Source organism: Pseudomonas sp. PvP027 (assembly GCF_017833005.1).
Classification (GTDB): Bacteria; Pseudomonadota; Gammaproteobacteria; order Pseudomonadales; family Pseudomonadaceae; genus Aquipseudomonas; species Aquipseudomonas congelans.
This window is the reverse complement of record NZ_JAFIBK010000001.1, coordinates 1,625,891-1,641,761: the sequence shown is the minus strand read 5'-3', so window position 1 is coordinate 1,641,761 and position 15,871 is coordinate 1,625,891. Positions and strand designations below refer to the sequence as shown.

Annotated in this window: 16 protein-coding genes; 8 read left to right on the top strand and 8 right to left on the bottom strand. The window is 60.0% G+C overall.

The features are described from left to right. Positions 1-25 precede the first annotated feature (25 nt). The 6 genes from gvpU to JOE33_RS06490 all read left to right on the top strand — a co-directional run bounded on the left by gvpU (position 26) and on the right by JOE33_RS06490 (position 7,001). On the top strand, positions 26-508 hold the full coding sequence (gvpU, locus tag JOE33_RS06515; protein ID WP_010432140.1) for a gas vesicle accessory protein GvpU: 483 nt from the start codon (positions 26-28) through the stop codon (positions 506-508). A 313-nt stretch (positions 509-821) separates the two neighbouring features. Further along, positions 822-2,513: an NAD-dependent malic enzyme gene (locus JOE33_RS06510; RefSeq protein ID WP_010432138.1), complete on the top strand. Its 1,692-nt coding sequence runs from the start codon at positions 822-824 to the stop codon at positions 2,511-2,513. A gap of 232 nt (positions 2,514-2,745) precedes the next feature. After that, positions 2,746-4,386 carry a phosphoethanolamine--lipid A transferase gene (locus JOE33_RS06505; RefSeq protein WP_187625249.1) on the top strand — a complete coding sequence of 547 codons (1,641 nt, stop codon included), beginning with the start codon at positions 2,746-2,748 and terminating at the stop codon, positions 4,384-4,386. A gap of 188 nt (positions 4,387-4,574) precedes the next feature. After that, the gene (rnd, locus tag JOE33_RS06500) at positions 4,575-5,708 is read left to right on the top strand and encodes a ribonuclease D (RefSeq protein ID WP_096130657.1); all 1,134 of its coding nucleotides are present in this window, start codon (positions 4,575-4,577) and stop codon (positions 5,706-5,708) included. After that, entirely contained in the window at positions 5,705-5,998 is a 294-nt protein-coding gene (locus JOE33_RS06495; RefSeq protein ID WP_003317401.1) for a YcgL domain-containing protein, read from the top strand. The genes rnd and JOE33_RS06495 overlap by 4 nt, the downstream gene beginning before the upstream one ends. Positions 5,999-6,068: 70 nt before the next feature. Further along, positions 6,069-7,001 carry a D-2-hydroxyacid dehydrogenase gene (locus tag JOE33_RS06490; RefSeq protein ID WP_122579405.1) on the top strand — a complete coding sequence of 311 codons (933 nt, stop codon included), beginning with the start codon at positions 6,069-6,071 and terminating at the stop codon, positions 6,999-7,001. Positions 7,002-7,067: 66 nt separating this feature from the next. Here JOE33_RS06490 and JOE33_RS06485 read toward each other — a convergent pair whose 3' ends face one another. Beyond that, positions 7,068-7,661, bottom strand: coding sequence for a nitroreductase family protein (locus JOE33_RS06485; protein ID WP_003317403.1), 594 nt, complete (start codon positions 7,659-7,661; stop codon positions 7,068-7,070). A 210-nt stretch (positions 7,662-7,871) separates the two neighbouring features. Between JOE33_RS06485 and JOE33_RS06480 the strand changes: the two genes are divergently transcribed. Then, the gene (locus JOE33_RS06480) at positions 7,872-8,321 is read left to right on the top strand and encodes a YcgN family cysteine cluster protein (protein WP_003368281.1); all 450 of its coding nucleotides are present in this window, start codon (positions 7,872-7,874) and stop codon (positions 8,319-8,321) included. 4 nt (positions 8,322-8,325) lie between these two features. On the opposite strand, the gene JOE33_RS06475 is transcribed toward JOE33_RS06480, so the two are convergent. The 7 genes from JOE33_RS06475 to JOE33_RS06445 form a co-directional block, all read right to left on the bottom strand. Further along, positions 8,326-8,706 carry a DUF2892 domain-containing protein gene (locus JOE33_RS06475; RefSeq protein ID WP_010432116.1) on the bottom strand — a complete coding sequence of 127 codons (381 nt, stop codon included), beginning with the start codon at positions 8,704-8,706 and terminating at the stop codon, positions 8,326-8,328. Between the two features lie 105 nt (positions 8,707-8,811). Continuing rightward, the gene (locus JOE33_RS06470; protein ID WP_003368283.1) at positions 8,812-9,312 is read right to left on the bottom strand and encodes an RNA methyltransferase; all 501 of its coding nucleotides are present in this window, start codon (positions 9,310-9,312) and stop codon (positions 8,812-8,814) included. Positions 9,313-9,378: 66 nt separating this feature from the next. Continuing rightward, complete coding sequence (locus JOE33_RS06465; RefSeq protein ID WP_187625280.1) at positions 9,379-10,272, bottom strand: copper resistance protein B; 894 nt, start codon at positions 10,270-10,272, stop codon at positions 9,379-9,381. 11 nt (positions 10,273-10,283) lie between these two features. Further along, positions 10,284-12,062, bottom strand: a complete 1,779-nt coding sequence (locus tag JOE33_RS06460) for a copper resistance system multicopper oxidase (RefSeq protein WP_209924051.1) — start codon at positions 12,060-12,062, stop codon at positions 10,284-10,286. 86 nt (positions 12,063-12,148) lie between these two features. After that, complete coding sequence (locus JOE33_RS06455) at positions 12,149-12,523, bottom strand: YajD family HNH nuclease (RefSeq protein WP_003317410.1); 375 nt, start codon at positions 12,521-12,523, stop codon at positions 12,149-12,151. A 66-nt stretch (positions 12,524-12,589) separates the two neighbouring features. Continuing rightward, on the bottom strand, positions 12,590-13,066 hold the full coding sequence (locus JOE33_RS06450) for a cyclic nucleotide-binding domain-containing protein (RefSeq protein ID WP_003345583.1): 477 nt from the start codon (positions 13,064-13,066) through the stop codon (positions 12,590-12,592). Between the two features lie 76 nt (positions 13,067-13,142). Next, positions 13,143-15,203 (bottom strand): S9 family peptidase, encoded by a 2,061-nt coding sequence (locus JOE33_RS06445; RefSeq protein WP_187625251.1) that lies wholly within the window; start codon positions 15,201-15,203, stop codon positions 13,143-13,145. A gap of 132 nt (positions 15,204-15,335) precedes the next feature. On the opposite strand from JOE33_RS06445, the gene JOE33_RS06440 reads away from it, so the two are divergent. After that, on the top strand, positions 15,336-15,812 hold the full coding sequence (locus JOE33_RS06440; RefSeq protein ID WP_054994542.1) for a hypothetical protein: 477 nt from the start codon (positions 15,336-15,338) through the stop codon (positions 15,810-15,812). Positions 15,813-15,871 lie beyond the last annotated feature (59 nt).

Genomic DNA, 15,871 nt, shown 5'->3' with positions numbered 1-15,871 from the left:
GTTTTGTGAGGCGAGGAGCTTTCAGATGTCAGACGTAGATCAGGTACAAAAGTCGCAACCTTCTCCCAGCCAGAGCCACGATGACGTGATTGCTCAGTTCAAGTGGCAGGGCAAGCAGATCGACTGGTTGCTGCAATGGCTGGTCAAGTTTGTTGCCAACACCAAGGTGGAGATGGGCGTGACGCTGTCGGTGGGCGGGAATCTGGTTTCCGGGCATCTGATTTCTCACGATGCGTATTTCGAGCAATTGGCCGACGATATCTCGGCACCGTTCAGCTCGTTCGCCAACGGTACTGACGCGACCATGAAAGAGATGATCCTGTCCTTCAAGCCCGGTGAGTCGTCTGAAGACACCCCGGCCTTCCACTTCATTCACTTGAAGGACTGCCGCACCTACTCCACTGACGGCAACCCGATTTGCGATGCCGGTGTGCTGTGGCGAGGCCGGATCTCGGCAGTCGATGGCTTCACCATCGGGCTTATCGCCGAAAAGCCTGGCGCAGCCTGACCCCATGAAGCCTCGACATTCGTCGAGGCTTTTTCAAACCCGCCCCATGATGGCTTCCGGCATGCTGAATGCACTCGCTGGTCATGGAATGCTGCGCCTGCAATAGCGTCACTTAGCCACTCTTTGCGCGACAAAATGTCGCAAGCCGCTGTCAGGCGAGTAATATGTTCGCCCTGACCTTATCCGCCGAATGGTTTTCGGCATGGCCTGATAGAGAACTGGCGACAAGAAAAAACAACAAGAACTGAGCCAGGCTGCCCGCCCCGGTCGACGTAAAGAATTAATGAGTAGACGAAAAAGGCGATTAGAGAAAATGACCAAAACTTCGCGACCTTTGTACATTTCCTACGCAGGACCCTCACTGCTGGAAATGCCCCTGCTGAACAAAGGCAGTGCCTTCACCCCGCAAGAGCGGGTCGAATTCAATCTGATCGGGCTCCTGCCACAGAACGTAGAGACGATCGAAGAGCAAGTCACCCGGGTTTACAGCCAGTACAAACAATGTGCCAGCGACCTGGACAAGCATATCTACCTGCGCTCGATCCAGGACAACAACGAAACCCTGTTTTTCCGTCTGCTCGATTCCCATCTGGACGAGATGCTACCGATTATCTACACGCCGACGGTGGGGCAGGCCTGTCAGGAATTCTCCAAGATTTACCGCACGCATCGCGGCCTGTTCATTTCCTACCCTGAGCGTGACCGCATCGATGACATTTTGCGCAGCGCGACCAAGGACCGGATCAAGATCATTGTCGTGACCGACAGCGAACGAATTCTCGGGCTGGGCGATCAGGGCATCGGCGGCATGGGCATTCCGATCGGCAAATTGTCGTTGTACACCGCTTGTGGCGGGATCAGCCCGGCGTACACGCTGCCGATCGTGCTGGATGTCGGCACCAACAATCGTGAGCTGCTGGACGACCCGATGTACATGGGCTGGCGTCACGAGCGGGTATCGGGCAAGGAATACGAAGACTTCATCGCGCTGTTCATCGACGCGGTGCAGCGTCGCTGGCCGGACGTGCTTTTACAGTTCGAAGATTTCGCCCAGTCCAACGCCATGCCGCTGCTGGAAAAGTATCGGGATGAGCTGTGCTGCTTCAACGATGACATCCAGGGCACCGCGTCGGTGGCTGTGGGTACATTGCTGGCGGCCTGCAAAGCCAAGAATGAAACCCTTGGCCAGCAGAAGGTGGTGTTTGTCGGTGCCGGTTCGGCAGGCTGCGGCATTGCCGAGCACATCATCGCAGCGATGCGCATCGAAGGCCTGAGCGAAAGCGAAGCGCGCAAGCGCATCTTCATGGTTGATCGTTTCGGCCTGTTGACCGAGGGCATGGACAACCTGCTCGACTTCCAGAAACGACTGGCGCAAAAGACTGCCGACGTGTCCGGCTGGACTGCCGGTACAGACGCCTTCCCGCAGTTGCTTGACGTGGTCACCCACGCAGGGGCCACAGTACTGATCGGCGTGTCCGGACAGCGCGGTCTGTTCACTGAACAGGTGATTCGCGAACTGCACAAGCATTGCCCCAAACCTCTGGTAATGCCGCTGTCCAATCCGACCTCCAAAGTGGAAGCCACGCCGGAAGAAATCCTGCGCTGGACGGACGGCAACGCGTTGGTGGCTACCGGCAGTCCGTTTGCGCCAGTGGAGATCAACGGTCGCACGGTGCACATCGCGCAGTGCAACAACTCCTACATCTTTCCGGGCATCGGCCTCGGCGTGGTGGCCTGCAAGGCATCGCGCATCACCGACCGGATGCTCATGGCCGCGTCCAATGCGCTGGCCGAGTGCTCGCCGATGGTGACAGGGAAGGGCGATGCGGTATTGCCGCCGCTCAAGGAAATTCAGCAGGTCAGCCGCAAGATCGCGCTGGCTGTAGCGAAGGAGGCGCAGGCCGAAGGGCTGGCACTGGAAACCACCGAAGAGGCGCTGCTTGAGGCCATCGAGCGTAATTTCTGGTTGCCGGGCTACCGGGCCTACCGCCGTCGCTCGGTCTGATCAAGCGCATTTGAAAGGATGAGGTCTCCGCAAGCCTGCTTGCGGAGACACGCTGCTCTGAACATGCAGTAATGCTGCAACGAATTTCTTCACAGTGAAATAAGCTTCATTCAACCCAATCCTCTCACCTTTTTCACATAAAATTGATGATGCGCTGCCTACAGTGCGCGCCATCCGGGAGTTCACTGGCTCCTGAATGCCCGATGCATATTAATTTGATAAGCAGACCACGATGCCGACACCCAGAACTGTTCGTCCAGAGGTTGTAACCCTACTTGCCAGTGCGTTTCTGTTACTGGGTTTCAATCTCAATCTCTGGCAGCATCTTTTCTCGATTACCAGCGCCGATAGCAAAGGTTTGGCCATGCGCTTCGCGTTTGGTGTGATGATTTTCTGCGTGTTCAATATCGTGTTGACGCTGTTGGCGTTCCGTCGTGTGTTTAAGCCGGTGTTGATCAGTCTGTTTATGATCAGCGCGGGGGTGGTTTATTTCATGAGCGAATACGGGGTCATGATCGACGCCGGGATGTTTCGAAACTTCGCCGAAACCAACGTTACGGAAGTGCAGGGCCTGCTGTCTTTAAAACTGGCGTTGTATATCCTGTTGTTAGGCGTCTTGCCTTCGCTGATACTCTGGAAACTGCCGATCAGCTACCGTCGCTGGCACCTTGAACTGTTCAGCAAACTGCTGGTGACGGTGGTGTGCTGCGTGGCAATAGGCGGCGTTGCACTGGCCAATTACCAGGGCTTGTCGTCATTGTTTCGCAATCACCATGAATTGCGCCTGATGGTGGTGCCAAGCAACTACATCGGTGCGTCGCTGGGCTATCTGAGCGAGCAGGTGATCTCCGCAAGACGTCCGTTCGTCAAGATCGGCGAGGATGCCAAACGCTCTGCGGACTGGGCCACGCATGCCCGCAAATCCTTGACCGTGCTGGTGGTTGGCGAAAGTGCCAGAGCCGAGAACTTCGGGATCCTTGGCTATGGTCGCAACACCACGCCCAACCTGAACAAGGAAAGCGGGCTGGTGGCGTTTACCGATGTGTATTCCTGCGGCACCGAAACCGCCGTGTCGGTGCCCTGCATGTTTTCCAACATGGGTCGCAAGAATTACAACGCTACCCAGGCGCGTAATCAGGAAGGCTTGCTGGATGTACTGAAGCGCGCGGGCATAGACGTGATATGGCGTGACAATCAGGCAGGCTGCAAAGGCACCTGTGATCGAGTGACCTTCCAGGACGTGAGTAATCTCAAGGACCCGCTGTTGTGCAACAACCATGAATGCCGGGACGAGATACTCTTGCAAAACCTGCAGACCTTTATCGACAGCCTCGACAAGGACACGGTGCTTGTTCTGCACCAGATGGGCAGCCACGGGCCTGAATACTTCAAGCGTTACCCAAAGGAGTTTGAAAAGTTTACCCCGGTGTGTGAAAGCAATGCGCTGAACAATTGCAGCCGGGACAGCATCGTCAATGCGTACGACAATACGTTGTTGTACACCGACCATGTACTGTCCACGCTGATTGACCTTTTACGCGCCAATCAAAACAAGGTCGATACCGCCATGGTGTACCTGTCTGACCATGGCGAGTCGCTGGGCGAGTACAACCTGTTTCTGCACGGCACCCCTTATGTGCTGGCGCCTGATCAGCAAAAGCATGTGCCGATGATGGTCTGGTTGTCCGATACTTATCAGAAGTCCTTTGCCGTCACGCCGGAGTGCCTGGCCAAACAGCGTAATGCACCGTTGAGCCAGGATAATCTTTTCCATTCCATGCTCGGGCTGCTGAAAGTCGATACCAAGGTCTATGACCCCGGTCTCGATATGTTTGCCGGATGCCGCAGCGAGTTGGCGGCCACCGACAAGTAACCACCGCGTGGCGTGTCGGGTTTTGATCGTCCCCTCACGCGATGGGGATGATCATCGGCAGCCTGTCTGCCGGACAATGGCGCCTCCTGTCCGTCATTTGCATGAAGATGCGCCAGACCCGGACGACAGACGCGCGATAATCTCCCATGACGATATATACTGCGCGCCATTGTTGAAGGGAGAGCCGTGTGGCCATCGATATTCACTGGATTCGCGACGACGACAGCCTCGCCCGGCATTGCGCACAATGGCAGTCACTGCCTTTCGTGGCGCTCGACACCGAGTTCATGCGGGTCGACACTTTTTATCCGATCGCTGCGCTGCTGCAGATCGGCGACGGGCAGAGCGCCTGGCTGATTGATCCGTTGCTGATCAACGACTGGCGGCCGCTGTCTGCCTTGCTCGAAAACCCCGACGTCATCAAAGTGGTGCACGCTTGCAGCGAAGACCTTGAGGTGTTGCTGCGCCTGACCGGCAGCCTGCCGGTTCCGCTGTTCGATACCCAGTTGGCAGCGGCCTACCTGAACCTCGGTTTCTCCATGGGTTATTCGCGTCTGGTGCAGGAGGTCCTCGACATCGACCTGCCCAAGGGCGAAACCCGTTCCGACTGGCTGCAACGTCCGCTGTCGGAAACGCAGATCAGCTACGCTGCCGAAGATGCGGTGCACCTGGCCGAGTTGTTCATCATCCTGCGCCCGCGCTTGTCCGACGACAAATACGCCTGGCTGCTGGATGACGGCGCCGAGCTGGTCGCCAACCTGCGTCGTGAAGTGGACCCGTACGAGGTGTATCGCGACGCCAAGCTGGCCTGGAAGCTGTCCCGTGCCCAACTGGCGGTGCTGCGCGAGCTGTGTGCCTGGCGTGAACGCGAGGCGCGTGCCCGCAACCTGCCGCGCAACCGTATCGTGCGTGAACACTCGCTCTGGCCATTGGCCAAAACCCAGCCGGACAACCTCGGCGCACTGGCGCGGATCGAAGACATGCACCCGCGTACGGTCCGCCATGACGGCGAGTTTCTGCTCGAACTGATCAAGACTGCGAGCGTGCTGCCCCCGGAAGAATGGCCACCTGCGTTGCCCGAGCCTTTGCCCATCGATGCGGCCGGGTCGATCAAGCGTCTGCGTGCAATCGGTCAGCAGTACGCCGAGCAACTGGACATGGCCCCGGAGCTGATGCTGCGCAAGAAGACCCTCGAAGCCCTGCTCAAGAGCGGCTACCCCGACGGTCCTTACCAATTACCCGACTCGCTGCGTGGCTGGCGTCGCGAGTTGATGGGTCAGGCGCTGCTGGACAGCCTGGCTACCCCCGGAGAACCGTCTTGAAGCGCATCTGCTCGATTTATCGCAGCCCGAAAAGAAACGAGATGTACCTTTACGTCCTGAAAAGCGACGTCCTCAAACGTGTGCCGCCAGAGCTGATGGTGGCCTTCGGCAAGCCGGTTCATGCGTTCGATCTGGTGCTTAGCCCCGAGCGGGCGCTGTCGCGCGAAGATATCAACGTGGTGCTGGAGAACCTCGACAGCCAGGGCTATCACTTGCAGATGCCGCCGGCTGAAGACGATTACATCGAGCACCTGCCCGAAGAGCTGCTGCGCCGCAACGATCCCATGTAATCGTTGCTCACGTTGTAAAGCGGCCCGCATCGACGTGGGTTGCCTGTCCTGTTTTTAAGGTTTTTGAAACATGCGCGTTCTGATTGCCGAGCACGATTACCACGTTTACACCCAATTGTTGCGCAAGGCTGCGCCTGATCTGGAAGTTTTCAGCACTGGCGATTCTGCCGAGTTGTCGCGCATGGCCAGCGACTGCCCGGTCTGGCTGGGACAGCCGGACCTGATGGCCAACCTGTTGCGGCAGGGGCACAAGCCGCAATGGCTGCAATCCACTTGGGCGGGCATCACACCGCTGCTGGCCGACAGCCTGTCGCGGGACTATCGCCTGACCCGTGCGGTCGGGATCTTCGGTCAGGTCATGGCCGAGTTCGTTTTGACCTACATGCTCGGTCATGAGCGTGAGGTGCTGGCGCGCCTGATGAGCCAGGTCGAACGCAAGTGGGACAACCGCACCGGGCAGAGCCTGGCGGGCCGCAGGGCATTGATCGTCGGTGCCGGTGATATCGGTCAGCGGGTTGCCGAGTTCCTCTTGCCGTTCGGTGTGCAGGTTTACGGTGTGGCTTCCAGTGCACGCACTCAGGAGCCGTTCATCGAGGTGGCGGCGTTGTCAGACATGACGCGTCTGCTCGGCGAGATGGATTACGTCATCAACCTGCTGCCCAACACGCCCGAGACACACGACTTGTACGACGCGAAGCTGTTCGCCAGCTTCAAGCCCACGGCGTTGTTCATCAACGTCGGACGCGGGGTAGCGGTTGTCGATGCGGATCTGGTCGAGGCGTTGAAGGAGGGGCATCTGGCTGGCGCGGTGATTGACGTCTGCCGCCAGGAGCCTTTGCCGCAGCGCCATCCGTTCTGGACTGCCTACGGTCTGCTGTTGACCGGTCACAGCTCGGCGCCTACCTCGCCAGTGGCCATGACCGAGCTTTTTGTGCATAACCTGAACGCTTTTCAGGCGGGAGAAGCGCTGCGCGGCGAGGTCGATTTTTCGCGAGGTTACTGACGCCCTTGCCAGCGGGCCGACGTTTCAGGCGTCGGCTCGCCGGCTTCGGTTACAGCAAACGGTCGGTTAAAGCGAAAAATCACCTTCGGCGGCCAGTTCTGCCAGCGGCTTGCGCGGGCTTGGCACTTCGCGGCCTTGCAGGTAGTCCGGCAAGGTTGACTTGTCACCCAGCTTGCCAATTGCGATGGCCGCATGCACTGCGTAGCCCTCCGGAATATTCAGTTCCTTGCGGGTCAGATCCTGATCGAAACCGGCCATGCCGTGGGTGTGCCAGCCGCTCAGGCTGGCCTGCAGTGCCAGGTAACCCCATGCCGAGCCGGTGTCGAAGGTGTGCCACAGGGCCGGGCTCTCTTCGCTTGCGCCGGGGGCGACGAAGGTGGTCTTGGAAATGACGATCACCAAGGCCGCTGCATGTTGCGCCCAGCTGCGGTTGAACTCGTTCAGCAAGCCCAGATAACGCTCCCAGTTCGGCGTATCGCGACGTGCATAGAGAAAGCGCCAGGGCTGTGAGTTATACGCCGAGGGTGCCCAGCGTGCGGCTTCGAAAAAGCTCAGCAGGGTTTCCTGGTCGATGCTTTCGCCGCTGAAGGCACGTGGCGACCAGCGTTCGGTGAATTGCGGATCGATCGGGTGATCGGCGATGCGAGGGTTTGTGCTCATGAAAGTCCTTGATAGCGAAGGTTGAAAACGAGCGTGGCTTGATGGGCCGTGGTCGGCAGGCATCGCTTGAACGCGCTGAAAACCCGTTAACGCTACTGTTTTGCCCTGTCGCTGACAAGTCCCGGCTACCGGCAGTCGCAAGTGCTTGGCCCGCACCCCGTGTACCTCTAGACTGGCGGCCTTTTCATTATCGATACCGTTGTCCGAACCATGGCCGCTAAAGTTGAACCCTTCTGGATTCGCAAGACCCTTGACCAGCTCGATACCCAGGAGTGGGAGTCGTTGTGCGATGGCTGCGGCCTGTGCTGCCTGCAGAAGCTTGAGGATGAGGAAGACAACGCGGTTTATTACACGCGAATTGCCTGCAAGCTGCTGGATCTGAAAACCTGCCAGTGCTCCGACTACGCAAACCGGCGTGCCTCGGTGCCCGATTGCATTCAGCTAACGCCTGGTCAGGCAGATGAATTCAAATGGCTGCCACCGACCTGCGGCTATCGTCTGGTCAGTGAGGGCAAGGATTTGCCGCTCTGGCACCATCTGGTGTGTGGTGATCGCACGGCCGTGCATCACGAACGCATCTCCCAGTCAGGCCGCATGCTCAGCGAGAACAATGTGGCCGAAGACGACTGGGAGGATTACCTGATTTTTCGCGCAGGTTGAACGCTTAAATGACCGGCTTTGGCTCGGTCAGCGCTTCCACGCCTTTGGCAGCAGCCGTCTTCACGGCATTTTCAGCGTCGTCCTTGAGGTTGTTCAGTTCCGCACCGGCACGTTCGATGGTCGAGCGTGCGCTTTGCAGATCACTGCGGCCTTTTTCCATCAGGCTTTTGGCCGAGCAGTGACCACTGATGCCGCGCGCCAGTGCCGCGCCGCCGATGGCCAGTTGGATCAGGCCCAGGAAGCCGCCACGACGGACGCCTTTACCCATCAGCAGTACGCCGCCAGCCAGTGAGCCGATGCGCTCCCAGCCCTGTACGTTCTGCTCGGGGTTGCGTTGAAGCAGTTCAGGTGTGTCGATGCGTTCGATGATCGGGGTGTCGCGCATGATGGCTCTCCATGAGGTAGTAGGTCGGAGTTGGCAAATTGGAAGCAGTTGCTCGATTCAGAGAAACTGACTGCCCGTGCGCGACACAGGTTCAATGCTTTTCCGTCAGCGGTCGCTGGCCGGATCAATTTTCTCGCGACCGAACTGCGGGCCCGAACGGGTATTGATACCTTTGGCCATGCGGTCGTAGAGGACGACGTTGACGGTCGCCGCCAGATTCATGCAGCCCTCGGTCGGGATATAGACCACGTCTTCACACCAGTCGCGAATCTCCTGATCCAGCGAGCCATCTTCCGGGCCGAAGATATACAGTGCGCGATCAGGGTGGGTGTATTCGGGCAATGCGCGGGCGCCTTCGACCAGTTCCACGGCCACCGGAATGCAACCCAGCGGCAGAATGCTTTTGAGGTCTTCGATGCCGATCAGCGGGATGTCCTGATGGATTTTCTTGGTGTCGGTGATGAAGTCCCGCGCGCGCTCATAGCGTTTACCGGTATAGAACACCGACGCCACGCCGTAACAGCCGGCCGCGCGCATGACGGAGCCGACGTTTTCCGGGGACTTGGGGTTGTAAAGACCGATGCAGGCGTACCGTTTGTTGGCCACGGGGAGGGTGCTCTGAAGAAAACCGGGGATTATACGGCAGCCTCGGAGCAATGCCATTGACTGTGTTCAGAACCACATGCGCACGCCGACCACCAGTCGCGCGTCCTGAGTGTCTTCGTCGTCCTCGCGCGCGTAATCGGCCGTCTTGCCGTACGAGCGGTCCCAGCTCACCCCGACATAAGGGGCGAACTGCGGGGTAATCTCGTAGCGCAGCCTGAGGCCGAACTCACTGGTCGACAGGCCCGAGCCGTCGCCGCGCTGCGGGTCGTTCTTGCCGTAGAAGTTCAGCTCTGCGGTCGGCTGCAGCACCAGATTGTTGGTCAACTGGAGGTCGTAGTCGGCCTCCAGGCGAGCAGCGGTCTGTCCGGCTTCACCGATGAACGCGGTGGCCTCGATGTCCAGATCCGAAATGGCTTGCCCCTGCAGGCCGAAGGCGGCCCAGGTTTGCGGTGCGCCCGGTTTGAAATCCTGACGTGCTCCGGCGACAACGTCCCACCAGGGGCTTATCGAATGCCCCCACAACGCCTGGATTTCCGCTTCTTCGGTCTTGCCGTTGGTTCGATCACCTTCGGAGCGCAGCAAAAGGCGGTCGATATCTCCGCCAATCCAGCCGGACAGGTCCCAGGCCAGCGCGCTGCCGTCGTTGGCGTCCTGCCATTCCAGCTTGTCGGCCAGAAAGTAACTGTTGATGGCGCTGTCGTGGACCTGATGGCCCGCGTGGCTGGTGTACACCGCAGCCCGGTCCGCATCGGTGATCGGCGGGATCGGAGTTCGGCTCCGGGCGGGCGCAGGCTGCGTCGAGGGCGCGTCCTCGCCGTCGCCGGCGTCCATGTGCATCTCGTGGCTGCCGTGGTCCATGCCTTCCATTCCGGCGGCCATGGTCGAGGTCCACGGCGTGACGGACAGCCCGGCGGCTAGCAGCAGCATCGGCAGGCAGGGCGAATTCAGCGTTCTGCTCAACATCAAGGTCCTCATTCTTCCACCCGCACTTCGCGGAACATGCCCATTTCCATGTGGTACAGCATGTGACAGTGATAAGCCCAGCGGCCCAGCGCATCGGCGGTCACGCGATAGCTGCGGCGTGATCCCGGTGGCATGTCGATGGTGTGTTTGCGCACCATGAACTGGCCGTTTTCATCTTCGAGGTCGCTCCACATGCCATGCAGGTGGATGGGGTGGGTCATCATCGTGTCGTTGACCAGCACGACACGCACCCGCTCGCCGTATTTGAGCATCAGCGGTTTGGCGTCCGAGAATTTCACACCGTCGAACGACCAGGCGAATTTTTCCATGTGCCCGGTCAGGTGCAGCTCGATCGTGCGGCTCGGCTCACGACCATCCGGGTCTTCGAAGGTGCTGTGCAGGTCAGCGTAGGTCAGGACTCTGCGACCGTTATTTCTGAGGCCGATGCCCGGATCGTCGAGCCTGGGCGAGGTGCTCATGGCTTGCATGTCGACCAGCGGGTTGTTGTTTTCACTCTCGGGGTGCGATTGCGGGGTCGGCGTTTTCCTGGCAGGCATCTGCGCGTGGTCCATCCCCTGCATTGCGTCGTGGCCCATCTTGCTGTGGTCCATGCCTGACATGTCGTGCGTTGCCGGGGCTGCGCTGTGGTTCATGCTGCCATGATCCATGCCCGCCATGCCCATATCATCCATGCTCAACAGCGGGCGTGGATCGAGAGGCGGCACGACAGCCTGCAGGCCAGGCCTGCTGGCCAGCGTGCCGCGGGCATAACCGGTGCGGTCCATCGACTGGGCGAACAGGGTATAGGCACCTTCCGCCGGTTCTACGATCACGTCGAAGGTTTCCGCCACTGCGATGCGTAACTCATCGACGGGCACCGGCTTGACGTGCAGGCCGTCGCTGGCCACGACGGTCATCTTCAGGCCCGGAATACGTACGTCGAAGTACGTCATTGCCGAGCCGTTGATCAGCCGCAGTCGAATCCGCTCGCCAGGCTTGAACAGCCCGGTCCAGTTCATGTTCGGCGCCTGACCGTTCATCAGGTAGGTGTAGGTCGCACCGCTGACATCCGCCAGGTCGGTTGGGTCCATTCTCATCTTCGCCCACATCCAGCGATCACGGGTGGTCTCGCTCCAGCCTTTTTCACCGACGTCGTTGATGAAATTACCAACGGTGCGCTGGTTATTGTTGTAGTAATCGGACTGTTTCTTGAGTGTTTTCATAAGCTGGACCGGCTCTTCGTCGGTCCAGTCGCTGAGCATGATCACGTGTTCGCGGTCGTACTCGAACGGCTCTGGCTCTTTCGCATCGATCACCAGCGGCCCGTAGACCCCCGACTGTTCCTGGAAGCCGGAGTGGCTGTGATACCAGTAGGTGCCGTGCTGCCTGACCTTGAAGCGGTAGACATACATGCCATCCGGCGCGATGCCGTCAAAGCTCAGTCCTGGTACGCCGTCCATGTTGGCCGGCAGGATGATGCCGTGCCAGTGGATGGACGTGGCTTCGTCGAGCCGGTTTTTGACCCTCAGGGTCACGGTGTCGCCTTCGCGCCATCTGAGCAGCGGGCCGGGAATGCCGCCGTTGATGGTCTGCGCGGTCCTGGCATTGCCGGTGATATTGACCTGGGTTTCGCCGATATACAGATCGAACTCGGTGCCGGACAACCCGTCGGGCTGACCCGGATTGGCCACCGCCCACGCCGGGCTGCGCCACAGCCCGAGGCCGCCGAGCAGGCCAGTGGCGGCAAGCCCTTTCACAAAGGTTCGTCTTGAGGTTCGGGTGGGCATGGCGAAATATCCGGTCGGTCGGGTGGCCGCAGGCTAGGGGAAGTGCGGGTAGGGCGGGGGAGCGTGACTGCTCGGAAGTACCGGGGTCACTCGTCCTTTTTCATCAGCCCGGCCAGTGCAGCGAACGGGTTGTGGGTCGCCTTGGCGGTTTTCGGACTGCCCAGGGAGCCATCGGCGAAGTACTGCTGATCGGTGTAGCGCGAGTGCTCGTTATCGTGGCAATACAGGCACAGCAGCTCCCAGTTGGAACCGTCCTGCGGGTTGTTGTCGTGGTTGTGGTCGCGGTGGTGTACGGTCAGTTCGCTGAGGCGTTTGCCTGCGAACTCGCGAGCGCAACGGCCGCAAACGTGCGGGTACATGCGCAGCGCCTTGTCGCGGTAGCCCATTTCGCGATCGCGCTGGGCGTCGGCCAGGATGCGGTCCAGCTTGGCAGTATGGGAAGGAGGATTGGCCGTGCTCATGGTGTCACCTGTGCGTGTGCGCATTGAAAGCGGAATGTCGGCAAGTTTAGCGCCAGATGGGCAAACTCACACCTGCTGGGAGAGTAATTGACCATCGACCATGCGCAGGCGCTTGGACAACGAGATGGCCAGGGCGCGAATGATCTTGGCGGCGATTTTCGGCGCGTCCTCGAGCATCTTGTCCAGCGAATCACGGCCCAGGTTCAATAGCTGGCAACTGGTGGCTGCGATACAACTGGCCGAGCGGCGCTCGCCGTCCAGCACCGCCATTTCCCCGAAGGCGCGTCCGCGCCGCAGAACGGCGATTTCCACCTGTTGACCGTCTGCGGCAAGCTTCTGCACAGACACGGTGCCTTGATGGATGATGCACATGAAGGTTCCGGCATCGCCCTCGGCGAAGATGGTCTCGCCTTTATCGATATCGGTAATGCTGAAATAGCCGGCTACGGTAAAGAAGTCGCCAGGCAGCAGCGTGTCGAACAGGCCGCAATCGAGCAGCATGTCGCGTATGGCGTTGTTCAGGTTGGACAGTGGTTCTGACATGTGAGGTCTGGTAATCCTGACAAAGGGGCAACTCCGCTGCCCCCGATCCTAGTAAGACAGGTGTTTCACACCAAGTTCATTCGGCGATCTGCAATACCTTGAAGATAAACGCGTACTCCAGCGCCACGTCACGCAAGCCCTGATAACGACCGCTCATGCCACCGTGTCCGGCACCGAGTTCGGTCTTGAGCAGCAGCGGGTTGTCGTCGGTCTTGGTGGCGCGCAATTTCGCGACCCATTTGGCGGCTTCCCAATACTGCACGCGGCTGTCGTTGTAGCCGGCGATGACCAGCATGGCCGGGTAGGCCTGGGCCGTGACATTTTCATAGGGCGCGTAGGCCTTGATGCGCTCATAGACCTCCGGCTCCTGCGGGTTGCCCCATTCGTCGTATTCGGTGACGGTCAGCGGCAGGTCCGGGTCGAGCATGGTGTTCAGCACGTCGACGAACGGCACTTCTGCAATCGCCGCCTTGAACAGCTCGGGCCGCTGGTTGAGCACCGCACCGATCAGCAGGCCACCGGCGCTGCCGCCGCTGATCACCAGTTGCTCGGCGCTGGTCAGACCGTGGGCGACAAGGTGTTCGGCGCAGGCAATGAAGTCGCCGAAGGTGTTCTGTTTGTGCTCCTGCTTGCCGTTGCGATACCAGGCCTCGCCCAGCTCGCCGCCGCCGCGAACATGGGCAATGGCGAACGCTACGCCACGGTCGAGCAGGCTCAGACGGGCGTGGGAAAACCACGGGTCGAGGCTCTCGCCATAAGCGCCGTAGCCGTACAGATACAGCGGGGTGGCCTGTCCGGCCAGTTCGCGCTTGACCACCAGACTGATCGGCACTTGGGTGCCATCGCCGGCCGTGGCCCACAAGCGCTGGCTGACGTACGCATCGGCGTCGAAGGTGCCCAGCACCGGGGTTTCCTTGAGCACCACTTGCTCGCCGCTGGCCAGGGTCAGTTGGCGGACCTGGGCCGGACGGTTCAGCGACTGGTAGCGCAGGCGGATTTTGTCACTGTCGAATTCCAGCGTGTCCTGCACATACAGGCTGTAGGCGGCGTCAGGCAGCTGTACGCGATAAGTCGGCAGCGCTTGCGGACGTACCTCGATGATCGGCAGGCCGCCCTCGCGCAGGCTCAGGCTGATGCCCTTGGCATTGAGGCTGACGCCTTCAAGCATGATCTTTTCGTCGTGCGCGACCAGCGTCTGCCAGTCATCCCGCACCGGTACGCCACTGGCTTGTTGCGCAGCGTGATACAGCGCGAAGTTGATGCCGCTCTGATTGCTGCGGATGAACCAGGTCCAGACGCCGTCGAGCAGCCCGTGGTCTGGATAGTATTCGTGACCTTCGCTGCGCGGCGCGAGGCAGGTGAAAGCCTGTTGCGGATGATCGGCGTCCAGCACCCAGGCTTCGCTGGTGGTTTTGCTGTTGAGCAGAATGATCAGTTGGCGCTCTGAGCTGCTGCGGAAGCAATGCAGGAAGAATCGGCCATCCGGCTCGTCGAACACCTGCTCGGCCGATGCCGTGCCCAGAGTATGGCGATGCAGCTTGCCCGGGCGATGGGTTTCGTCCAGCTCGCCGAAAAACAGGGTCTGGCTGTCGTTGGCCCAGGTCATGCTGCCGTCGCAGTTTTCGAAGGGCAGGCTGCTGATCTGGCCGGTGCTCAGCTCCTTGACGTAAAGCGCGTACACCTCGTCGCCACTGGTGTCCAGGCTGTAGGCCAGACGCTGGTGGTCGGGGCTGATGCTGAATGCGCCCAGCGAGAAAAAGCCGCCATCGGCCATCTCGTTGGGGTCGAGCAACAATTCCTCGGCGCTTTCATCCACCGTATTGCTGTCGTCGGCCGGGCGCGGGCAGCGGTAGTGCCGGGCGTATTCGTCGCCCTGTGTGGTGCGGGTGTAATAAAGGTACGGGCCCCAGGGCGAGGGCAGGGACAGGTCGGTTTCGAGGATGCGGCCCTTGATTTCCTCGAACAGGCTTTCGCGCAACCCGGTCTGCTCTGCCAGTTGCTGCTCCTGCCAGGCGTTCTCGGCCTTGAGGTAGTCGAGCACTTCTTCGGTGTCGCGGTTCTGCAGCCAGGCATAGGGGTCGGAACCGTCGGCCTTGCGAGCGATCGGGGCGCTGGAGGTTGCATTCGAGAAGGACATGCTGGGCTCTCTGTTAAGGCATCAATCAGGAAAATATCGGTACACGCTGAACCGAATACTGAAGCGAGGCAAGCCGCGTCAGGCAAAAGCCGTTATCATAAGCGCCTCTTTACCTGGCTTACCACGGACGTCATGACCGAAAACGACTATCTGATCGCCTGGAGCGTCTACGCCTTCGCCGCGTTGGGTTGCCTGCTGGTATGGTTTCTGATGACCCGCTGGATGTGGCGGTATCTCAAGGAGCCGTTGCTGGTGGCGGTCGCGGTGCTGCTGTTTACGCCGACCATGGTCGACCCTGCCAAGGATGCGATGGCGCCAGCCGTGGCGATCACCGCCCTCGACCTGATGTTCAAGGTCGGCAGCAATGTCTGGACCGCCGTGTCGGACCTGGCCATGTATGGCATGTTCGCCTTCACGGCATACCTGCTGTTCGTGCTGATCCGCTGGCCGATCGAACGCAGCCGCAAGGCTCGTCAGCCCAAGCCTGCGGCCCAGCCTGTCGAAACAGACCCTGCTGACGAGCCCTTTGCCGAAGACGATCACTACGCTCGCAGGAATGCTGCGCCTCTTCCGCCGACCAGGGCTGCGCGGGTCGAGCCGCGGTTGTAGCTCCCGCTTCGTTGGCAAGCGCCGTGACCTGCGGCGCATGACCTGCTGCAAAACGTCTT

Bases quoted from the DNA above. Each gene is read 5' to 3' on its own strand.
- gvpU (WP_010432140.1), top strand. From the start codon at position 26: ATGTCAGACGTAGATCAGGTACAAAAGTCGCAACCTTCTCCCAGCCAG.
- JOE33_RS06510 (WP_010432138.1), top strand. From the start codon at position 822: ATGACCAAAACTTCGCGACCTTTGTACATTTCCTACGCAGGACCCTCA.
- JOE33_RS06505 (WP_187625249.1), top strand. From the start codon at position 2,746: ATGCCGACACCCAGAACTGTTCGTCCAGAGGTTGTAACCCTACTTGCC.
- JOE33_RS06490 (WP_122579405.1), top strand. From the start codon at position 6,069: ATGCGCGTTCTGATTGCCGAGCACGATTACCACGTTTACACCCAATTG.
- JOE33_RS06485 (WP_003317403.1), bottom strand. From the start codon at position 7,661: ATGAGCACAAACCCTCGCATCGCCGATCACCCGATCGATCCGCAATTC.
- JOE33_RS06480 (WP_003368281.1), top strand. From the start codon at position 7,872: ATGGCCGCTAAAGTTGAACCCTTCTGGATTCGCAAGACCCTTGACCAG.
- JOE33_RS06475 (WP_010432116.1), bottom strand. From the start codon at position 8,706: ATGCGCGACACCCCGATCATCGAACGCATCGACACACCTGAACTGCTT.
- JOE33_RS06460 (WP_209924051.1), bottom strand. From the start codon at position 12,062: ATGCCCACCCGAACCTCAAGACGAACCTTTGTGAAAGGGCTTGCCGCC.
- JOE33_RS06455 (WP_003317410.1), bottom strand. From the start codon at position 12,523: ATGAGCACGGCCAATCCTCCTTCCCATACTGCCAAGCTGGACCGCATC.
- JOE33_RS06450 (WP_003345583.1), bottom strand. From the start codon at position 13,066: ATGTCAGAACCACTGTCCAACCTGAACAACGCCATACGCGACATGCTG.
- JOE33_RS06445 (WP_187625251.1), bottom strand. From the start codon at position 15,203: ATGTCCTTCTCGAATGCAACCTCCAGCGCCCCGATCGCTCGCAAGGCC.
- JOE33_RS06440 (WP_054994542.1), top strand. From the start codon at position 15,336: ATGACCGAAAACGACTATCTGATCGCCTGGAGCGTCTACGCCTTCGCC.